14 protein-coding genes and 1 pseudogene are annotated in these 14,373 nt (G+C 64.7%); 7 read left to right on the top strand and 8 right to left on the bottom strand.

Features of this window, described 5'->3' with window-relative positions:
- Positions 1 to 19 precede the first annotated feature (19 nt).
- Positions 20 to 970 carry a DUF6492 family protein gene (locus tag AC0L3U_RS32565; protein ID WP_473364467.1) on the top strand — a complete coding sequence of 317 codons (951 nt, stop codon included), beginning with the start codon at positions 20 to 22 and terminating at the stop codon, positions 968 to 970.
- Between the two features lie 12 nt (positions 971 to 982).
- Here the strand turns inward: AC0L3U_RS32565 and AC0L3U_RS32560 are convergent, their stop codons facing one another.
- Entirely contained in the window at positions 983 to 2,050 is a 1,068-nt protein-coding gene (locus AC0L3U_RS32560) for an endo-1,4-beta-xylanase (protein ID WP_473364466.1), read from the bottom strand.
- Positions 2,051 to 2,356: 306 nt separating this feature from the next.
- Between AC0L3U_RS32560 and AC0L3U_RS32555 the strand changes: the two genes are divergently transcribed.
- The 3 genes from AC0L3U_RS32555 to AC0L3U_RS32545 all read left to right on the top strand — a co-directional run bounded on the left by AC0L3U_RS32555 (position 2,357) and on the right by AC0L3U_RS32545 (position 6,900).
- Positions 2,357 to 3,793: a lipopolysaccharide biosynthesis protein gene (locus AC0L3U_RS32555; protein WP_473364465.1), complete on the top strand. Its 1,437-nt coding sequence runs from the start codon at positions 2,357 to 2,359 to the stop codon at positions 3,791 to 3,793.
- 166 nt (positions 3,794 to 3,959) lie between these two features.
- Entirely contained in the window at positions 3,960 to 4,985 is a 1,026-nt protein-coding gene (locus tag AC0L3U_RS32550) for a fatty acid desaturase (protein ID WP_473364464.1), read from the top strand.
- A 358-nt stretch (positions 4,986 to 5,343) separates the two neighbouring features.
- Positions 5,344 to 6,900 (top strand): L,D-transpeptidase family protein, encoded by a 1,557-nt coding sequence (locus AC0L3U_RS32545; protein WP_473364463.1) that lies wholly within the window; start codon positions 5,344 to 5,346, stop codon positions 6,898 to 6,900.
- A gap of 25 nt (positions 6,901 to 6,925) precedes the next feature.
- Here AC0L3U_RS32545 and AC0L3U_RS32540 read toward each other — a convergent pair whose 3' ends face one another.
- From AC0L3U_RS32540 to AC0L3U_RS32530, 3 genes are all read right to left on the bottom strand, one after another.
- The gene (locus AC0L3U_RS32540) at positions 6,926 to 7,735 is read right to left on the bottom strand and encodes a class I SAM-dependent methyltransferase (RefSeq protein WP_473364462.1); all 810 of its coding nucleotides are present in this window, start codon (positions 7,733 to 7,735) and stop codon (positions 6,926 to 6,928) included.
- 115 nt (positions 7,736 to 7,850) lie between these two features.
- Positions 7,851 to 8,387 (bottom strand): VOC family protein, encoded by a 537-nt coding sequence (locus AC0L3U_RS32535; protein ID WP_219685325.1) that lies wholly within the window; start codon positions 8,385 to 8,387, stop codon positions 7,851 to 7,853.
- Between the two features lie 25 nt (positions 8,388 to 8,412).
- Positions 8,413 to 9,402, bottom strand: coding sequence for a Bug family tripartite tricarboxylate transporter substrate binding protein (locus tag AC0L3U_RS32530; protein WP_473364461.1), 990 nt, complete (start codon positions 9,400 to 9,402; stop codon positions 8,413 to 8,415).
- Between the two features lie 117 nt (positions 9,403 to 9,519).
- On the opposite strand from AC0L3U_RS32530, the gene AC0L3U_RS32525 reads away from it, so the two are divergent.
- The 3 genes from AC0L3U_RS32525 to AC0L3U_RS32515 are packed head-to-tail and all read left to right on the top strand — an operon-like array spanning position 9,520 to position 11,608.
- Positions 9,520 to 10,221: a TetR/AcrR family transcriptional regulator gene (locus AC0L3U_RS32525; protein ID WP_473364460.1), complete on the top strand. Its 702-nt coding sequence runs from the start codon at positions 9,520 to 9,522 to the stop codon at positions 10,219 to 10,221.
- A complete protein-coding gene (locus AC0L3U_RS32520) occupies positions 10,199 to 10,750 on the top strand; it encodes a carboxymuconolactone decarboxylase family protein (protein ID WP_473364459.1) in 552 nt (183 codons plus the stop codon). Before AC0L3U_RS32525 ends, AC0L3U_RS32520 begins: the two co-directional genes overlap by 23 nt.
- 9 nt (positions 10,751 to 10,759) lie before the next feature.
- Positions 10,760 to 11,608, top strand: a complete 849-nt coding sequence (locus AC0L3U_RS32515) for an SDR family NAD(P)-dependent oxidoreductase (protein ID WP_473364458.1) — start codon at positions 10,760 to 10,762, stop codon at positions 11,606 to 11,608.
- Positions 11,609 to 11,622: 14 nt separating this feature from the next.
- On the opposite strand, the gene AC0L3U_RS32510 is transcribed toward AC0L3U_RS32515, so the two are convergent.
- From AC0L3U_RS32510 to AC0L3U_RS32495, 4 genes and pseudogenes are all read right to left on the bottom strand, one after another.
- Positions 11,623 to 12,132 carry a DoxX family protein gene (locus tag AC0L3U_RS32510; protein WP_473364457.1) on the bottom strand — a complete coding sequence of 170 codons (510 nt, stop codon included), beginning with the start codon at positions 12,130 to 12,132 and terminating at the stop codon, positions 11,623 to 11,625.
- On the bottom strand, positions 12,132 to 12,911 hold the full coding sequence (locus tag AC0L3U_RS32505) for an HvfC/BufC N-terminal domain-containing protein (RefSeq protein WP_473364456.1): 780 nt from the start codon (positions 12,909 to 12,911) through the stop codon (positions 12,132 to 12,134). The genes AC0L3U_RS32510 and AC0L3U_RS32505 overlap by 1 nt, the downstream gene beginning before the upstream one ends.
- Complete coding sequence (gene bufB / locus AC0L3U_RS32500; RefSeq protein ID WP_473364455.1) at positions 12,901 to 13,815, bottom strand: MNIO family bufferin maturase; 915 nt, start codon at positions 13,813 to 13,815, stop codon at positions 12,901 to 12,903. The genes AC0L3U_RS32505 and bufB overlap by 11 nt, the downstream gene beginning before the upstream one ends.
- A 46-nt stretch (positions 13,816 to 13,861) precedes the next feature.
- Positions 13,862 to 14,166 (bottom strand): annotated as a pseudogene (locus tag AC0L3U_RS32495) (BufA1 family periplasmic bufferin-type metallophore).
- Positions 14,167 to 14,373: the final 207 nt, after the last annotated feature.

Genomic DNA, 14,373 nt, shown 5'->3' with positions numbered 1-14,373 from the left:
CGCCATACGAGCGCGCGCCATGCATTCCGTTGCCCTGCTGACCGCCAGCTACGCCAAGGATATCGAGCGCTTTTCGCTGCTCAGCGAGAGCATCGACAGCTGGTTGACGGGGTACACGCGGCATTATGTTCTCGTTAACGATGAGGATCTGCCGCTGTTCGCGCGGTTCGCTTCCGACAAGCGTGTCATCGTTCCGGCCTCGCGCTATTTGCCGAAATGGCTCAGGGCGCTGCCGCCGGCTCTGCAGTTCATCAGCAAGCGGCGCGTCTGGCTGTCGCTGCTGTCGTCACCTGTTCATGGCTGGCACATCCAGCAGATCCTCAAGATCGCAGGCGTCCTCAACGCGCCCGAGCAGCGCGTCTGCATCCTGGATTCGGACAATCTGTTCTTCCGCGAATTCGACGTCGGCCAGTATGCCGGTGCCGAGAAGACGCCGCTGTTCGTGACGCGCAACGGGATCGACGCCGCCCACCCCTTGCATGTCCTGTGGCTCCGCACCATCGATCAGCTCCTTGGCATCAAGGACAGGTCCTTCCCCGCGGACGACTATGTCGGCAACGCACTGGTCTGGGACAAGGACACTGCGCGCGCGATGACCGACGCAATCAAGTCGGCGACGGGATTGAACTGGGTTCTGGCACTGTGCCGGAAGAAGAAGTTCTCGGAATATCTCATGTACGGCCATTTCGTCGCGAACGCGCCCGCGCATCTGGCCACCCATCGGGTCACCGAGGACAGCATCGCGGTCTCGCATTGGGATGACACGCGCCTCGACCGCCCGGCCATCGAAGCGATGATGCATGCCGCTTCGCCCGACCAGGTGGCGCTCTGCATCCAGTCCTATTCGTCGACCTCGATCGACGACATCCGCGACGTGTTCCGCCTCAGCTCGCGCGACCGTCGCAGTCCGAGCCTGTCTCCGGAGGACATCGGGGACCAGGTTCAGTTCGAGGCTCCGAAGACGCGCTGAGACCCGGCGCCTTCACGCGTCCTTCGTGAACTTACTGATCACGTTCATGAACGGCTTCGGCTTGAACTCGCCGTCGAGCGGCAGAGGACGGTTCGGCTGCTTGTCGGCGCGGGCAAAGGTGCCGTTGATCCAGCTATAGCGGTCCGAGAGGCCCCAGGTCAGGATCGAGCGCACCGGTCCGCTGGTTGAGATCGCGGTCAGGAGATCATCGACGCGCTTGGCGACGATGGCATCGCGCGCCGCCGGCGTCCCCGTCAGCTTCTGGTCGTCGACATCGAGCTCGGTGACGTACACCTCAAGGCCCCAGGCGCGCAGCTCGGTGACGAATTCGGCGAGCCCATGGGTGTCGATCTCGAGCTCGGCATGCAGATGCGATTGCAGTCCCACGGCGTGCAGCGGCACGCCTTGGTCGAGCAGCTCCATGATGAGTTGGCGGTAGGCCGCGCGCTTCGCAATGAACGTGTCCTTGGCCGACTCGATGTCGTATTCGTTGATCGCGAGCTTGACGAAGGGGTCGGCCGCCGCTGCCGTGCGGAACGCCAACGGAATCCAGCGATTGCCCAGATGCTGCGTCCAGAACGACTCGCGCCGGTCTTTCGGGCTGCGCGGATTGTCGGGGATCGGCTCGTTGACCACGTCCCACGACGTCAGCTTGTCCTTGTAGTAGGAGACGACGGTGCCGATGTGGTCGACATAGGCGCGCTCGACGCCCTTGGTATCCTTGATCTGCTTGGTCCAGTCCGGAATGTCGTGATACCAGGCGAGCGCGTGGCCGCGCATCGTCAGGTCGTTCTGCCGTGCGAAATCCAGGATCGCATCGGCACGTTCGAAGGCGAAGGTATGCGCGTCGGGACGCAGCATCGGCCATTTCAGCTCGAGCACCGGAACCACCTGCGTGCAATAGGTGCTGATGGCTTCGCCGAGCCTGGGATCGGCTTGCAGATCCCAGAGCGTGGCCGCGGCACCAAATCCCTGATGGCGCTGGGCGAGTTTCGACGCCGGCGCTGCGGACGCCGATGCGGCTGCCGTGAGTGTTGCGGCGCTGCCGAGGAGAAATTCGCGTCTGTCAAGCCTGGTCACGGCATTCCTTAATCGCACCAACGCGCCATCGTACCAAGCGACGCCTTGCAACGCCGGGGTTTTCCCTCGTTGGGTTAACTTTGCCATCTGCGAAACCACGGTTCCTTTGGGTGGCCGTGCCGCCGTCAGGGAAGGGCAAATTTAACGCTAACCCGCGAAAGCGGCCTCAAAGCCGCATTCGCCGCCCGATCTCCAGACTTATGTGACACTCTTGAGAGATGCTGCGGCGCAATTCGGTCGCCCCGCCATGGTCCAATTGATGAACGGCCGTCACACTCGCAACAATGTTGCCGGTCCCGTGCTCGCATGCTGAACCGCCATTTTTCGATTTATCTCGTTGCCTACATCCTGCCTGCGGCGGTGGGCTTCTTCGCCGTCACGGCCTACACGCGGCTGCTGACGCCGGCGGAGTACGGCGTCTATGTCGTCGGCATCAGCCTGGCCGGCATTCTGGGTGCGATCTTCTTCGCCTGGATCAAGCTCTCGGTGTCGCGCTATCAGGCGATGTCGGCCGAGGTGGATTTCCGCGGCACGGCGATGGTCGCCTTCGCGCTCACCGTTGCCGTCCTCTGCGCCACCACGCCGCTGGTCTTCCTGTTCCGCAGCGATCTCAGCGTCGGGCTGCTGCTTGCCAGCATGTTCGTCGCGATCATGGCGAATGCCGTCGATGTCGGCCAGGAGTTCGAGCGCGCAAAACTGCGCCCTTACAGGTTCGCGGCGATCTCGATCGTGCGCAGCGTGTCGAGTGTCGGTTTCGGCCTGCTCGGCATCTGGCTGGGCTGGGGTGGACTGGGCCTGCTCGCCGCATTCGGCCTGGGTTCGCTCGCCGGGATCATCCTGAACCTCGTCGGTGACCGCACCAGGATCGCGCGCTTTCAGCGCAGCCAGTTCGTGCAGCTCGCGCGCTACGGCCTGCCGCTGACGCTGGCCGGTCTATCCGTTGCGGTCTACTCGGCTTGCGACCGCCTCATCGTGGCATATTTGCTCGGCAAGGACGCCGCCGGCATCTTTGGCGTCGCCGCCGATCTGCCGCGACAGTTCATGGTCATGATCGCCTCCAGCGTCGCTGCGGCAACTGTGCCGCTGGTGTTCCGGTCATTGTCGGAGAAAAACAACGAGACGACGCGGGAGCGGCTGACCGAGAGCCTCGAACTTCTGCTCGTCGTGGTCGCGCCCGTCGCCGTCTGGCTTGCGCTCGCAGCCGACCAGGTCGCCGGCACGCTCGTCGGCGTCGACTTCCGCGCCGGGGTGTCGGCACTGCTGCCGATCCTGGTGCTCGCGCGCTTGTTCGGCATCGCCAATCAATTCTACGTGCAGATCAGCTTCCAGCTTGCCGAGCGGCCGTTCATGCTGGCGGCGCAGTCGTTTCTGACGCTGGTCGTCAGCGTGGCGTTGATGTTCGTGCTGGTGGCCGGCCATGGCCTCTACGGCGCGGCGCTGGCGACCCTTGCAACCGAAGCGATCGGCTTGCTCGTTGCCGTCGTCCTGATGCATCGCGCCCATCCGGTCCCGTTCGACCTCCACCGCCTCGCCGGCGTTGCCGTCTCCGCCGCGGCGATGGCGGCTGCGATTCTCGTTGTACGATCCCAGGTCAATGGCATCGGCCTCGTCCCGCTCATGGTTGTGAGCCTTGCGGGCGGCCTCGCTTATGTCGCTACAGCGTGGTTGCTGAACGTCGCAAATGTCCGGACGCTGTCGTTGCGTTTCCTCCGAACCTTCAATCGGAAGGCGTTAGGCGTTTAGCCGCGATGTCTGACGAGGCTCGTCCTCACCGTCTGAAGCCCTGAAAGCGCCGCTTGGCTTGGCGATGGCTCGGTTTCGACCGGAAGCGGTCCGGGTGGTGGGCGATTTTGTTGCATCCTTGGCCATAACCGTGCTTCTTGGGCCGCATGTCGGGAGCAGAGCAGATATGACCCAAGGAACGCCGGAAATCCGCGCATCGGCGCAGTTGCTTGCCCGCTATCGCGAGCCCGACAATACGCGGGGTGTCCTCGAACTGGCAATTACGGCGATACCGTTCGTCGTCCTCTGGGCTCTGATCTGGGCCGCTCTTGACCAGGGCTATTGGTTTGCCCTCCTGCTGGAGGTGCCCGCGGCAGGTTTGCTGGTCCGCCTCTTCATGATCCAGCACGATTGCGGACACGGCTCTTTCTTCCGCGGCCGCCTTGCGAACGATTGGGTCGGCCGTGCCCTCGGCGTGATGACACTGACGCCATACGGCTACTGGCGGCGCAACCATGCAGGCCATCATGCGAACTCCGGCAATCTCGATCAAAGAGGGTTGGGCGACATCGATACGCTGACCACGCGTGAATTTCTCGGGCGGTCTCGATGGCGTCGGACGCTGTATCGCTTGTATCGACATCCCCTGGTGATGTTTGGCGTCGGCCCCTCGTATTTGTTCATCTTGAAGCACCGATTGCCGGTGGGGATGATGGGTCGCGGCTGGAAACCCTGGCTGAGCACGATGGGCACGAACATCGCCCTCGCGGTTCTCGTCGTCACGATGATCCAGCTGGTCGGCTATGGGCCGTTCCTGCTCGTGCATCTGCCGATCATTGTTCTGGCGGCGTCGATCGGTGTCTGGCTGTTCTACGTCCAGCATCAGTTCGAGCACACGCACTGGGCCCACGACGAGACCTGGAATTTTCACGACGCCGCGCTGCACGGCAGCTCTCACTACCAACTGCCGGCTGTCTTGCGATGGTTCACGGCAAATATCGGCGTCCACCACATCCATCATTTGTCCAGTCGAATTCCCTACTATCGCTTGCAGGACGTGTTGCGCGACAATCCGCAGTTCGCTGGTGTCGGGCGGATTACGCTGCTCCAGAGTTTGCGGACCGTGCGGCTGACCTTGTGGGACGAGGAGCGGCAGCGGCTCGTCTCCTTTGGAGAGGCGGCCTTGTTTGGAAAGGGAGCCAAGCTTGTTTGAAAAGGCAGCCTTGACCCCAGCGGTTTCGCTTACGCCGCCCCGGCGCGGCCGCCGAATGGCGTGAATCCGCGCGATCGGAAGGCGATGGGCGTTCAGCGCCCGTTCAAAGTGGCCTCGCCGTCCGACGTCAGGCGCTGGCAGCCGTGTCACCGACCCCCGGTCATTCTGTCGCAGCGATAGACCGCCAGCTTCGGCCGCGCGCCGCCCTTCCGCCTGCGTCAACCGTCGTATATGAGATTTATCGCCGGAACGTGCCGAATGTCGCCACAGACGGAACGTAAGGCGACTGCGATTTCTTAATTCAATGATCGCAATCTGATCAATGACCGGCGGACTGGCAATTTCGACCGAGGATGGCATGAGAAACCTGATGACAACGGCGCAATCCACCGTGGCGATGCGGCGTTGGGGGCCTCCCGGAATTGTGACCTTGGCGGCGATGCTCGCCTTCGCGGCCGTGGCCCCGGCCAATGCGGCCAAGCAGGCGCGTCAGCCGGCCGAGGCGGTGGCGCCGCGCGAGGCCGGCGAGCCGATCATGGCGATCGTCTCGATCAAGAGCCAGCAGGTCACCTTCTACGACGCCGAGGGCTGGATTTTTCGCGCGCCGGTGTCCACCGGCACGACGGGACGCGAGACGCCGGCCGGCGTCTTCGCCATCGTCGAGAAGGACAAGGACCACCACTCGACCATGTATGACGACGCCTGGATGCCGAACATGCAGCGCATCACGTGGAACGGCATCGCGCTGCATGGCGGGCCGCTGCCCGGCTATGCCGCTTCGCATGGATGCGTGCGGATGCCGTTCGGCTTCGCGGAGGGCCTGTTCGACAAGACCAGCATCGGGATGCGCGTGATTATCTCGCCGAACGACGCGGCTCCGATCGACATCGTTCATCCCGCATTGTTCATGCCGAAGCGGGACGCCATTGCCGCGGCGCCGGGCCAGATCGGCAAGCTCTCCGGCGAGGCCGAGGAGGCCACAAGGGCAGCCGACGAGGCCAAGAAGGCTGCGACTTTGGCCGCGAAAGAGGCGGCATCGCTGCCGGCCTCGCTGCGCAAGCTGGAACAGCAGAAGACCCGCGCTGACGCCGAGCTCGCCTTCGCCGACAAGCAACTCGCGGCCGCCAAGACCGATCAGGCCCGCGCCAAGGCCGAGGAGCTGAAGCAGAAGGCCGCCATCAAGGCCGCCGACGCGGCGACGCAGCTCGATGCCGCCAAGGCCGCCGCACAGCCGAAGCGCGATGCGGTCGCTGCGACGAAAGAGGCGGCCAAGGCGGCGGCGACCAGAAAGGCCGACGCCGTGAAAGCTGCGACCGACGCAAAGCTCGCGCTCGAACCGGTCTCGGTCTACATCAGCCGCGCGACGCAGAAGCTCTATGTGCGGAGGAACACGCACAAGCCGGCACCGGACGGCGGCGGCGAGGTGTTCGACACCAGCATCGAGGTTCCCGTCACGATCCGCAACCCCGACCAGCCGCTCGGCACCCACATCTTCACGGCGATGGCGAAGAACGATATGGGCCTGCGCTGGAGCGTGGTCACGATCGAAGACAGCGACAATGCCAAGAACGCGCTCGATCGCATCACCATCCCGCAGGAGGTGCTCGATCGCATCGCGCCGACCGCCTTGCCGCGGTCCTCGATCATTATCTCGGACGAGCCGCTGAGCAGCGAGACCAACTACCGCACCGAGTTCGTCGCGGTGCTGAGCAATCAGCCCCAGGGCGGTTTCATCACGCGCAAGCCGACCGCGCCTCCGATGGCCATGGCGAGCGACGACGGCTGGGACAATGGCGGCAACGGTTTCGGCTTCTTCTTCCAGCGCGACCCGAACCCGCAGCCCGTCAATCCGCGCCGGCGTGGCCAGTATCAATACTATCAGCCGGCACAGCCGATGCAGCGGGGCTTCTGGTAGGAGGCGGACAGATCGAAGCCCGTCACTACCGCGCCTCGATCACGATAGCCTGGATCTTGCCTTCGATCGGTCCGGACCCATGGCGCGTCCGGATCGCCTCGGCAACGATGTCGGTCGCAGCCTGAAGCTTGCTGGCATCGCGTGCCTCGATCTCGCTGCGCAGCGGCGTGCCCTGGCAGAGCGCGATCGCGACGTGCTCGGGCGATGGCGCGCGGCTTATTTCAGCCCGCGTTTCGATCGATATGTCACGGAAGCCTGCGCGTTCGATGTCGGTTCTGATGACCGCCTTGTCGTGATAGCCGTGCGGCGTCCGGGCCATGAAACGGGGCGGGTCGTCGGGAAACAGCTTTTCGAGCGCGATCGTGGCTTCATGCGTCAGCACATTGTCCTCGATGCGATCCCAGACGTTGAACACGAACGTGCCGCCATCCTTCAGGACGCGCTTCACTTCGCCGTAGGCCTTGACGCGGTCCGGAAAGAACATGGCGCCGAACTGGCAGCAGACCACGTCGAAGGCGGCATCGTCGAAGGGCAGGGCCGATCCGTCGGCCTGGCGCCACGAGATGCGATCGTCGTCTGCCTGACGCTGCGCCGCGACGGCGAGCATGGGCTCGTTGAGGTCGGTTGCGACATAACGGACGCCGCGCGGCAGCACCGCCGCGACCGCGCGCGTCACGGCGCCGGTGCCTGCCGCGATCTCGAGCAGCACGGAGGGGGACCGGGCCGCGACACGTCTTGCGATGTCGTCGGCGTAAACGGCGAAGATCATCGGCACCAGATATTCGTCGTAGAGCTTTGGGATCGAGCCGGCGAAAACCTTGTCAGTGTTGGACATGCTTGCCTCGCTGAAGGTTCGGACACGAGGCTCACGTTACCATGGATTGCCGTCTACCGCGCCAGCAGCGCGGTGAACCCGGCCGGTTCCTGCATCGCCGTGCGGGCCTCCAGCGTCATCGGCTCCCACCGACCTCGCGAATCGGCCGCGTGCCGTCCCAGCTCAAAGCCGCCTGCCGGACCTTTTCGAAGAACGGCCCCTTGGTGCCGCTGATGTCGGAGATCTCTATCACGGTGCCCGGATGGGCCTGGGTGTCGAAATAGGCAAAGCGCCCCTTGTCGCCGCCGATCTGGCCCTCGTGGCCGATCCGATAGCCGAGCCCGAGCGCCCTGTCGTAGAGCGCCTGGTAGTCGTGGCTCCAGTAGGACATGTGCTGGAGGCCTTCGTGGCCGGACTCGAGGAATTCCCTGTACAGCGAGGGTGCGTCGTTGCGCTGCTGGATCAGCTCGATCTGGAGGTCGCCGGAATTGGCCAGCGCGATGCTCATCTCGACGGCAGAGTTTTCGCCGCGATGGCGAAACCAGTCGGTCTTGACGCGGTCCATGTAGTACCACGGACCGACGCCCATCACCTCGATCCAGTGCTTCATCGCGGCGTGGATGTCCCGCACCACATATCCGTTCTGGCGCACCGCGCCGAAGATGCGGCTCATGCCGGCGCTCCTGTCGTCATCTTCTTCACTTGACCTCGATGCCAGCGTCCTTGGCAACCTGCTTCCAGGCCGCGATGTCGCGTGCGTTGATGTCACGCTGCTCGTCGCCGGGCACGAATTGCGGTGTGATGCCGAGCCCCAGCAGCTTCTGCTTCACCTCGGCATCGGCGAGCGCGTCCTTCAGCGCCGCCGACAGCTTTCTCGCGATCGGTTCGGCCAAGCCGGCAGGCGCATACATCGCCCAGGACAGGCTGCGGTCGAACGGCACGCCCTGCTCCTTGTAGCTTGCGACATCCGGCAGGCTCGGCGAACGCTCGCCGCAGGCGGCCAGCGCCTTGATCGAGCCGTCCTTCACCAGCGGCGTCGCGGTCGCCATGTCGAGTGTCGCCAGCGAGATATGGCCGCCGAGCAAATCGCCGGCCAATTTGGCGATGCCGTTGAACGGCACGTGGTCCATCTTGATTCCGGTCTGCTGCATCAGGATTTCCGCGCAGAATTGTCCGGTCGAGCCCACGCCCCAGCTTCCGTACTGGATCGGCTCGCCCTTCTTGGCCAGCGCGATCAGGTCCTTGATGTCGTTGGCGGCAAAATCCTTGGTCGCCACCAGCATGATCGAGGACGTGCCGATGCGCCCGATCGTGGTGAAATCCTTGATCGAATCGTAGGGCAGTTTCGGATAGATCGCCGGCGCCAGCACATGCGTGGTCATGCCGCCGACGGTGATGGTGTAGCCGTCATTCGCCGACGCCGCGACCATCTGGGTGCCGAGCGTGCCGGCAGCCCCGGTGTGGTTCTCGATATAGACGCTCTGTCCGAGCGTCTTGCCCATCCTGTCGCCGAGCAGCCGCCCGATCACGTCGCCGCCGCCACCGGCCGCATAAGGCAGCAGCATCCTGATCTTGTGGGTGGGATAGGCGGCCGGATCCTCGGCGCGCGCAGGCAGCATTGCCGAGGACGTTGCGACCAATGACAATGTTGCGGCGCGCAGCAGACGAAAATGGACGAAGCGCGCCATGACCCAGTCTCCCCAGATTGCTCTCCGCTTCTTCTGGGAGCGGAGTTGAAGCGCAAGACCGAACGAGCGATCGTGCCGACGGTTGACTAGCGAACGATCGTTCGTTAGTCAAGCCGCATGGCTGTCCCCACCACCAGCGCGGCGGAAGCGGCTGCGCCCACGACCCGCGATCGCATCCTCGCCGAGGCGCTCGATCTGTTCGCGCAGAGCGGCTATGGCGGCGCCTCGATGCGCGAGCTCGCGCGTCGCGTCGGCATCCGCGAGAGCAGCCTCTACAATCACTTCGCCGGCAAGGCCGCGATCCTCGAGGCGATCGTCAGCGAGCACGGTCCGGCCAGCTCGGCGAGCCGGCTGGAAGAGCCGCGCTACAAGCAGCTCGCGCGCCAGCCCGCCGCGTTCTGCCGGCAGTTTTCATTGGATCTCGTCGAGCAATGGTCCGATCCGCGCGAGCACCAGTTCCAGAAAGTCATCACCGCGGAGCGCAACCGCGTGCCCGGCATCCGCTCCAAATTCGCCGATCACTTCTATGCGCGCGAGCAGAGCATGATGACGGATTATTTCCGCGGTTTTGCACTCGCCGGTCTGGTCTCGACGCCGGACCCGCGCGAGACCGCGCGGCTGTTCGCCGCCGGGCTGATCTACATCCGTCTCGAGCATTACGTGATGGGCGCGGCACCGTCGCCGCGGCCGAAGGTGATCGAGGCGATCGACCGCTATCTCGCCTTCTTCCTGTCGCTGATCGCGGCGGATGGCGGGACGCGGGACGACAAGAAACGAAAAGCCAAGGGAGAGAATCGTGGCAAGGCTGCCCCTGATTGATCCGGAGACGACCAGCGGCGACATCCGCGCCTCGTTCGACCGCATGCCGGTCAAGCTGAATATTTTCCGCATGATGGCGCACGCCGAGGCCAACATGATCCCGGCGATGCGGCTCGGCAATTCGATCCTGCACAAGCAGAAGCTCAGTGCGGTCAATCGCGAGCTCCTGATCCTCCAGGCAGCCCAGCTCGAAGGCGGCGCCTATGAGTGGCGCCAGCACGTGCCGATCGCGCTCGGGGTCGGCTGCACGCAAGCCCAGATCGATGCGGTCGAGCGCGCCGACTACGATGCCGCCGGCTTCAGCGAGGCCGAGCGCGCGCTGCTGAAATTCGGCCGCGAGGTGGTCGAGAACGTCCGCGTTCCCGAGGCGATCTTCTCCGCCATGCGCGAGCATTTCAGCGACCAGGAGATCGTCGAATCCATCGTCGCGCTCGGCTTCTATATGATGATGGCGCGTGTCACCGAGGCAACCGAGACCGATCTCGATCCGGCAGCCGGCATGAAGGTCTATGACGGCGGCAAGACATAGGCGGCGCGCATGTCCGAGAATTCCGAGACCAGACCGGACCGCTATGTCCGCCCGCCGAGTGCGGAATCGCTGGGCGAAGCGCCGGGCAGGGGGCGCTTTAGGGGCCGCCGCATCCTGATCGTCGGCGGTGGCCAGCGCGTGTTCGATGCCGCCACCGATCCGATCGGCAACGGCCGCGCCATGAGCATTCTGTGCGCGCGTGAGGGCGCCAAGGTCGCGGTCGCCGATCTCAACCACACCTCCGCGCAGCAGACCGTCAAGCACATCATCGACGAAGGCGGCGAGGGCTTTGCCATCACGGCCGATGTCACCTCTGAATCCAACGTCCAGCGCATGATCGAGGAAGCACATCGCGCCATGGGCGGGCTCGACGGCATGGTGCTCAACATCGGCACCTTCGGCAAGGTCGGGCTCGACGCCGTCAGCCCCGAGGAGTGGAATGCGATCTACGACGTCAACGTTCGCGGTCCGATGCTGTGCTGCCGCGCGGGCCTGCCGAAATTCGACAACGGCGGATCGATCGTCTTCATCTCCTCCATCGCCGCGCTGAAAGCCGGCTCGCAGATGGCGGTGTATGATTCCTCGAAAGCCGCGCTCGGCGGCCTCATGCGCAACATCGCCCATCTCGGCTCGCGCCGCGGCATCCGCGCCAATTTGGTCTATCCCGGCCTCGTCGACACCCCGAACGGCCGCGAGGCCGGCGCCAGCCGACCCAACCGTGGCAAGGGCCATGTCCCGTTCGGCCGCCAGGCCACCGCCTGGGAAATTGCCTATGCCGTGCTGTTCTTCCTCTCGGACGAGAGCGTCTACGTCACCGCGCAGACGCTCGCGGTCGATAGCGGCCTGAGCGGGATGTGAGAGGGCGGCTCGCGCTATGGCCCAGGAGCGCGCGCTCGGCAGATCAGGTGGTCCAGCGAGATGCGTCCCGGCCCGTAGGCCATGATGCCGAGCGCCATCGCCGCCCAGGTGATGTGGATCGGCCAGCCGTCAGGCACGGTCAGCTCGACGATGACGGTCATGAACAGCAGTCCGAGCGCCGCAAACCGCGTGCCGAAGCCGAGCAGGAGCAGAATCGGGAACATGATCTCTCCGCATCCGGAGAGAAAGGCCATGACGGTCGGCGCCGGATAGTGATAGGGCCCGCCCGGCAGATGCAGCATGAACTCGTCGCTGAACAACGTCACGGCAGTGTCGTTGAGCCTGAGGAAGCCTGCCCATTTGAGCATGCCGGAACGCCAGAACGGCACCGCCAGCGCGCCGCGGAGCACGAGTTGAACGATCGACGGCGAGGCGATGGTCTGCACCAGATGATTGGCCTTGTCGACGAGGAGCCCGAGCGAGGGCAGGCCGCCACCCGCCTGCATGCGTTGGTCCGTGATCATCAGACGTCTCCGAAAGCGATTGAGGTGAAGGCGCCCGCCTCGATCAGGCCGGTGATGTTCGAAGCGAGGTCGAAGTCGGCCGCCGCGTCCAGCGCGCGTGCGGCGGCCTCGCCGAGCGGCCGACCCGACATCAGGCTGCTCGCGAATGCGGCTCCGCCCGGCGGCAGGTGCCGGACCACGACATTAAATTCGGCGCGGGTGACCAACGCGTCCTCCGGTGTCGCAGCGTCGATGCGCCCGACCGGCGACGTATCGCGGTTGGCGGAAAATATCGTCACCGCCGCGAATTGCGACCGCACGATTCCCGCCGCCGGGTGCGGTATGAGAACAAGGTCGCCGAGCCGCTCCGGCGCAACTGCGGCAAGCTGCGCCGGCGACAGCGGTGCAGCGTCGGCGGCGTGATAGGCATCAAGCCAGGCCCGCTCGATGCGTGCGACATCTGCGAGCCATGGCATCATCTGCGCATGTTCATATTGCGCGATGAAGGCCGGGAAGTCGCGGCCGTAGTCGAACAGCAGCGGTGAGATCGGCGGCGTCTGGCGAACATGGAAGCGCGCCATGGCACGAAAGAAGTCGGCGCCGGTGATGCGCTGCACCGCCGGATAGATCGCAGCGAGCGCGTCGATCAGGCTGACCGTGACGTTGTTGCGGTAGACGTCGTAGCGCTTGCCGGGTGCCTTGCCGTTCGGACCGGTCACGATCTCAGGCGCAGGGCGCACCGGGTCCAGCAGCGCCGGTGCAAAGGCTGCGGCAAAGCAAAGGTCAGGCTCAGGCGGCATGACGATCTCCCGTCAGCCCGACCGGGCGGCAGCGGTCGAGGATCGCCTGCGCGGCGGCGGCTTCCGCTCGCAGGACCGCCCAATCCGGGATCTTGCTGTCCCACTCGATCAGCGTCGGCACGCCGCCGCGGCGCCGGATGACGATCTCGTACAGCTTCCACACGGCGTCCGCGACCGGGCCGTCATGGCTGTCGATCAGCAGCAGATCACCTTCGTCGTCGGCCTGCTCGGCATGGCCGGCGAGATGGATCTCTTCGACACGCGGCAGCGGAAAGTCCGCGAGGTAGTCGAGTGCCGAGAAGCCGTGATTGGTCGCGGATACGAATACATTGTTGATGTCGAGCAGCAGCCCGCAGCCGGTCCGCTCGGCAACAGTGCGGATGAAATCGGTCTCGCTCATCGACGATTCGCGAAAGGCGACATAGGTCGACGGGTTTTCCAGCAGCAGCGGGCGACGGATCCCGTCCTGCACTTGATCGATGTGATCGCAGACGTTTCGGAGCGTGGCTGCGGTGTAGGGCAGCGGCAACAAATCGTTGAAGAAGCTGCTCTCATGCGTCGACCAGGCGAGATGCTCGGATACCAGCGCGGGCTGGTAACGCGCCACCAGTGCGCGAAAGCGGGCCAGATGGGTCTTGTCGAGCGGCTGTGGTCCGCCGATCGACATGCACACGCCATGCAGCGACAGCGGATGGTCGCGGCGGATCGCTTCCAGCGCGCGGTGCGGCGGTCCGCCGGCGCCCATGTAGTTCTCGGCGTGGACCTCGAAGAAGCCACGCTGCGGTTTCGCGCCCAGGATCGCCTGAAAATGTTCGGGCTTGAAGCTGGTCCCGGCGACGCCGCCGATCGGCGCGGAATAGCGGAGGGGCACCGCAGACATGTCAGGCGCGATTGCCGTCGTCATGGTTTCTCTCCGCTCTTCCGTGTTGTGGTGGTCGCGACGCAGCGCGTCAGACCGGCTTGAGCGAGCCCTTCTTGCCGCCCGGCAGCTCGATGCTGGTGCAGGTGCCGCCCTGGACGAATTTCCAGGCATTGCCCTGGAAGTCGGCGGTCGAGGTGCCCTGGCAGGTCGTGCCCGGTCCGGCGGCGCAATCGTTCTGGCCCTTCAGTGCGACGCCGAAGCACTTTCCTTCTTGGCGGCGACGGCCGCGTCGCCTTCGGCCTTGGTCAGCGGAGCAGCAGTGGCCAGGGTCGCCAGTGCGGTCGACATGGCGCCGGCGAGAACGAGCGTGGTCACGGCAAGTTTGGCAGACATTGAAGTTTCTCCTGTTCGAGATGGCATCGCCTGGCAGGCGAAGAGCGCCTTGTTCGGTTCGCCTCGCAGCCAGCTCGCGTTACCGATCGAGCAGGTCACGAGTTCGTGAGGCCGTTAGATGGGCGCACGGGCTGTGCGCTTGGATCGGATTAGCGGGTGACGGGCCGGTCAATCCAATGCCTAGTGTCTATCGAGACCTTAGCCGGA

Source organism: Bradyrhizobium sp. Kon69, from assembly GCF_055807515.1.
Note: the sequence above shows the minus strand (reverse complement) of the source record. Positions and strands in the feature narration are given on the sequence as shown.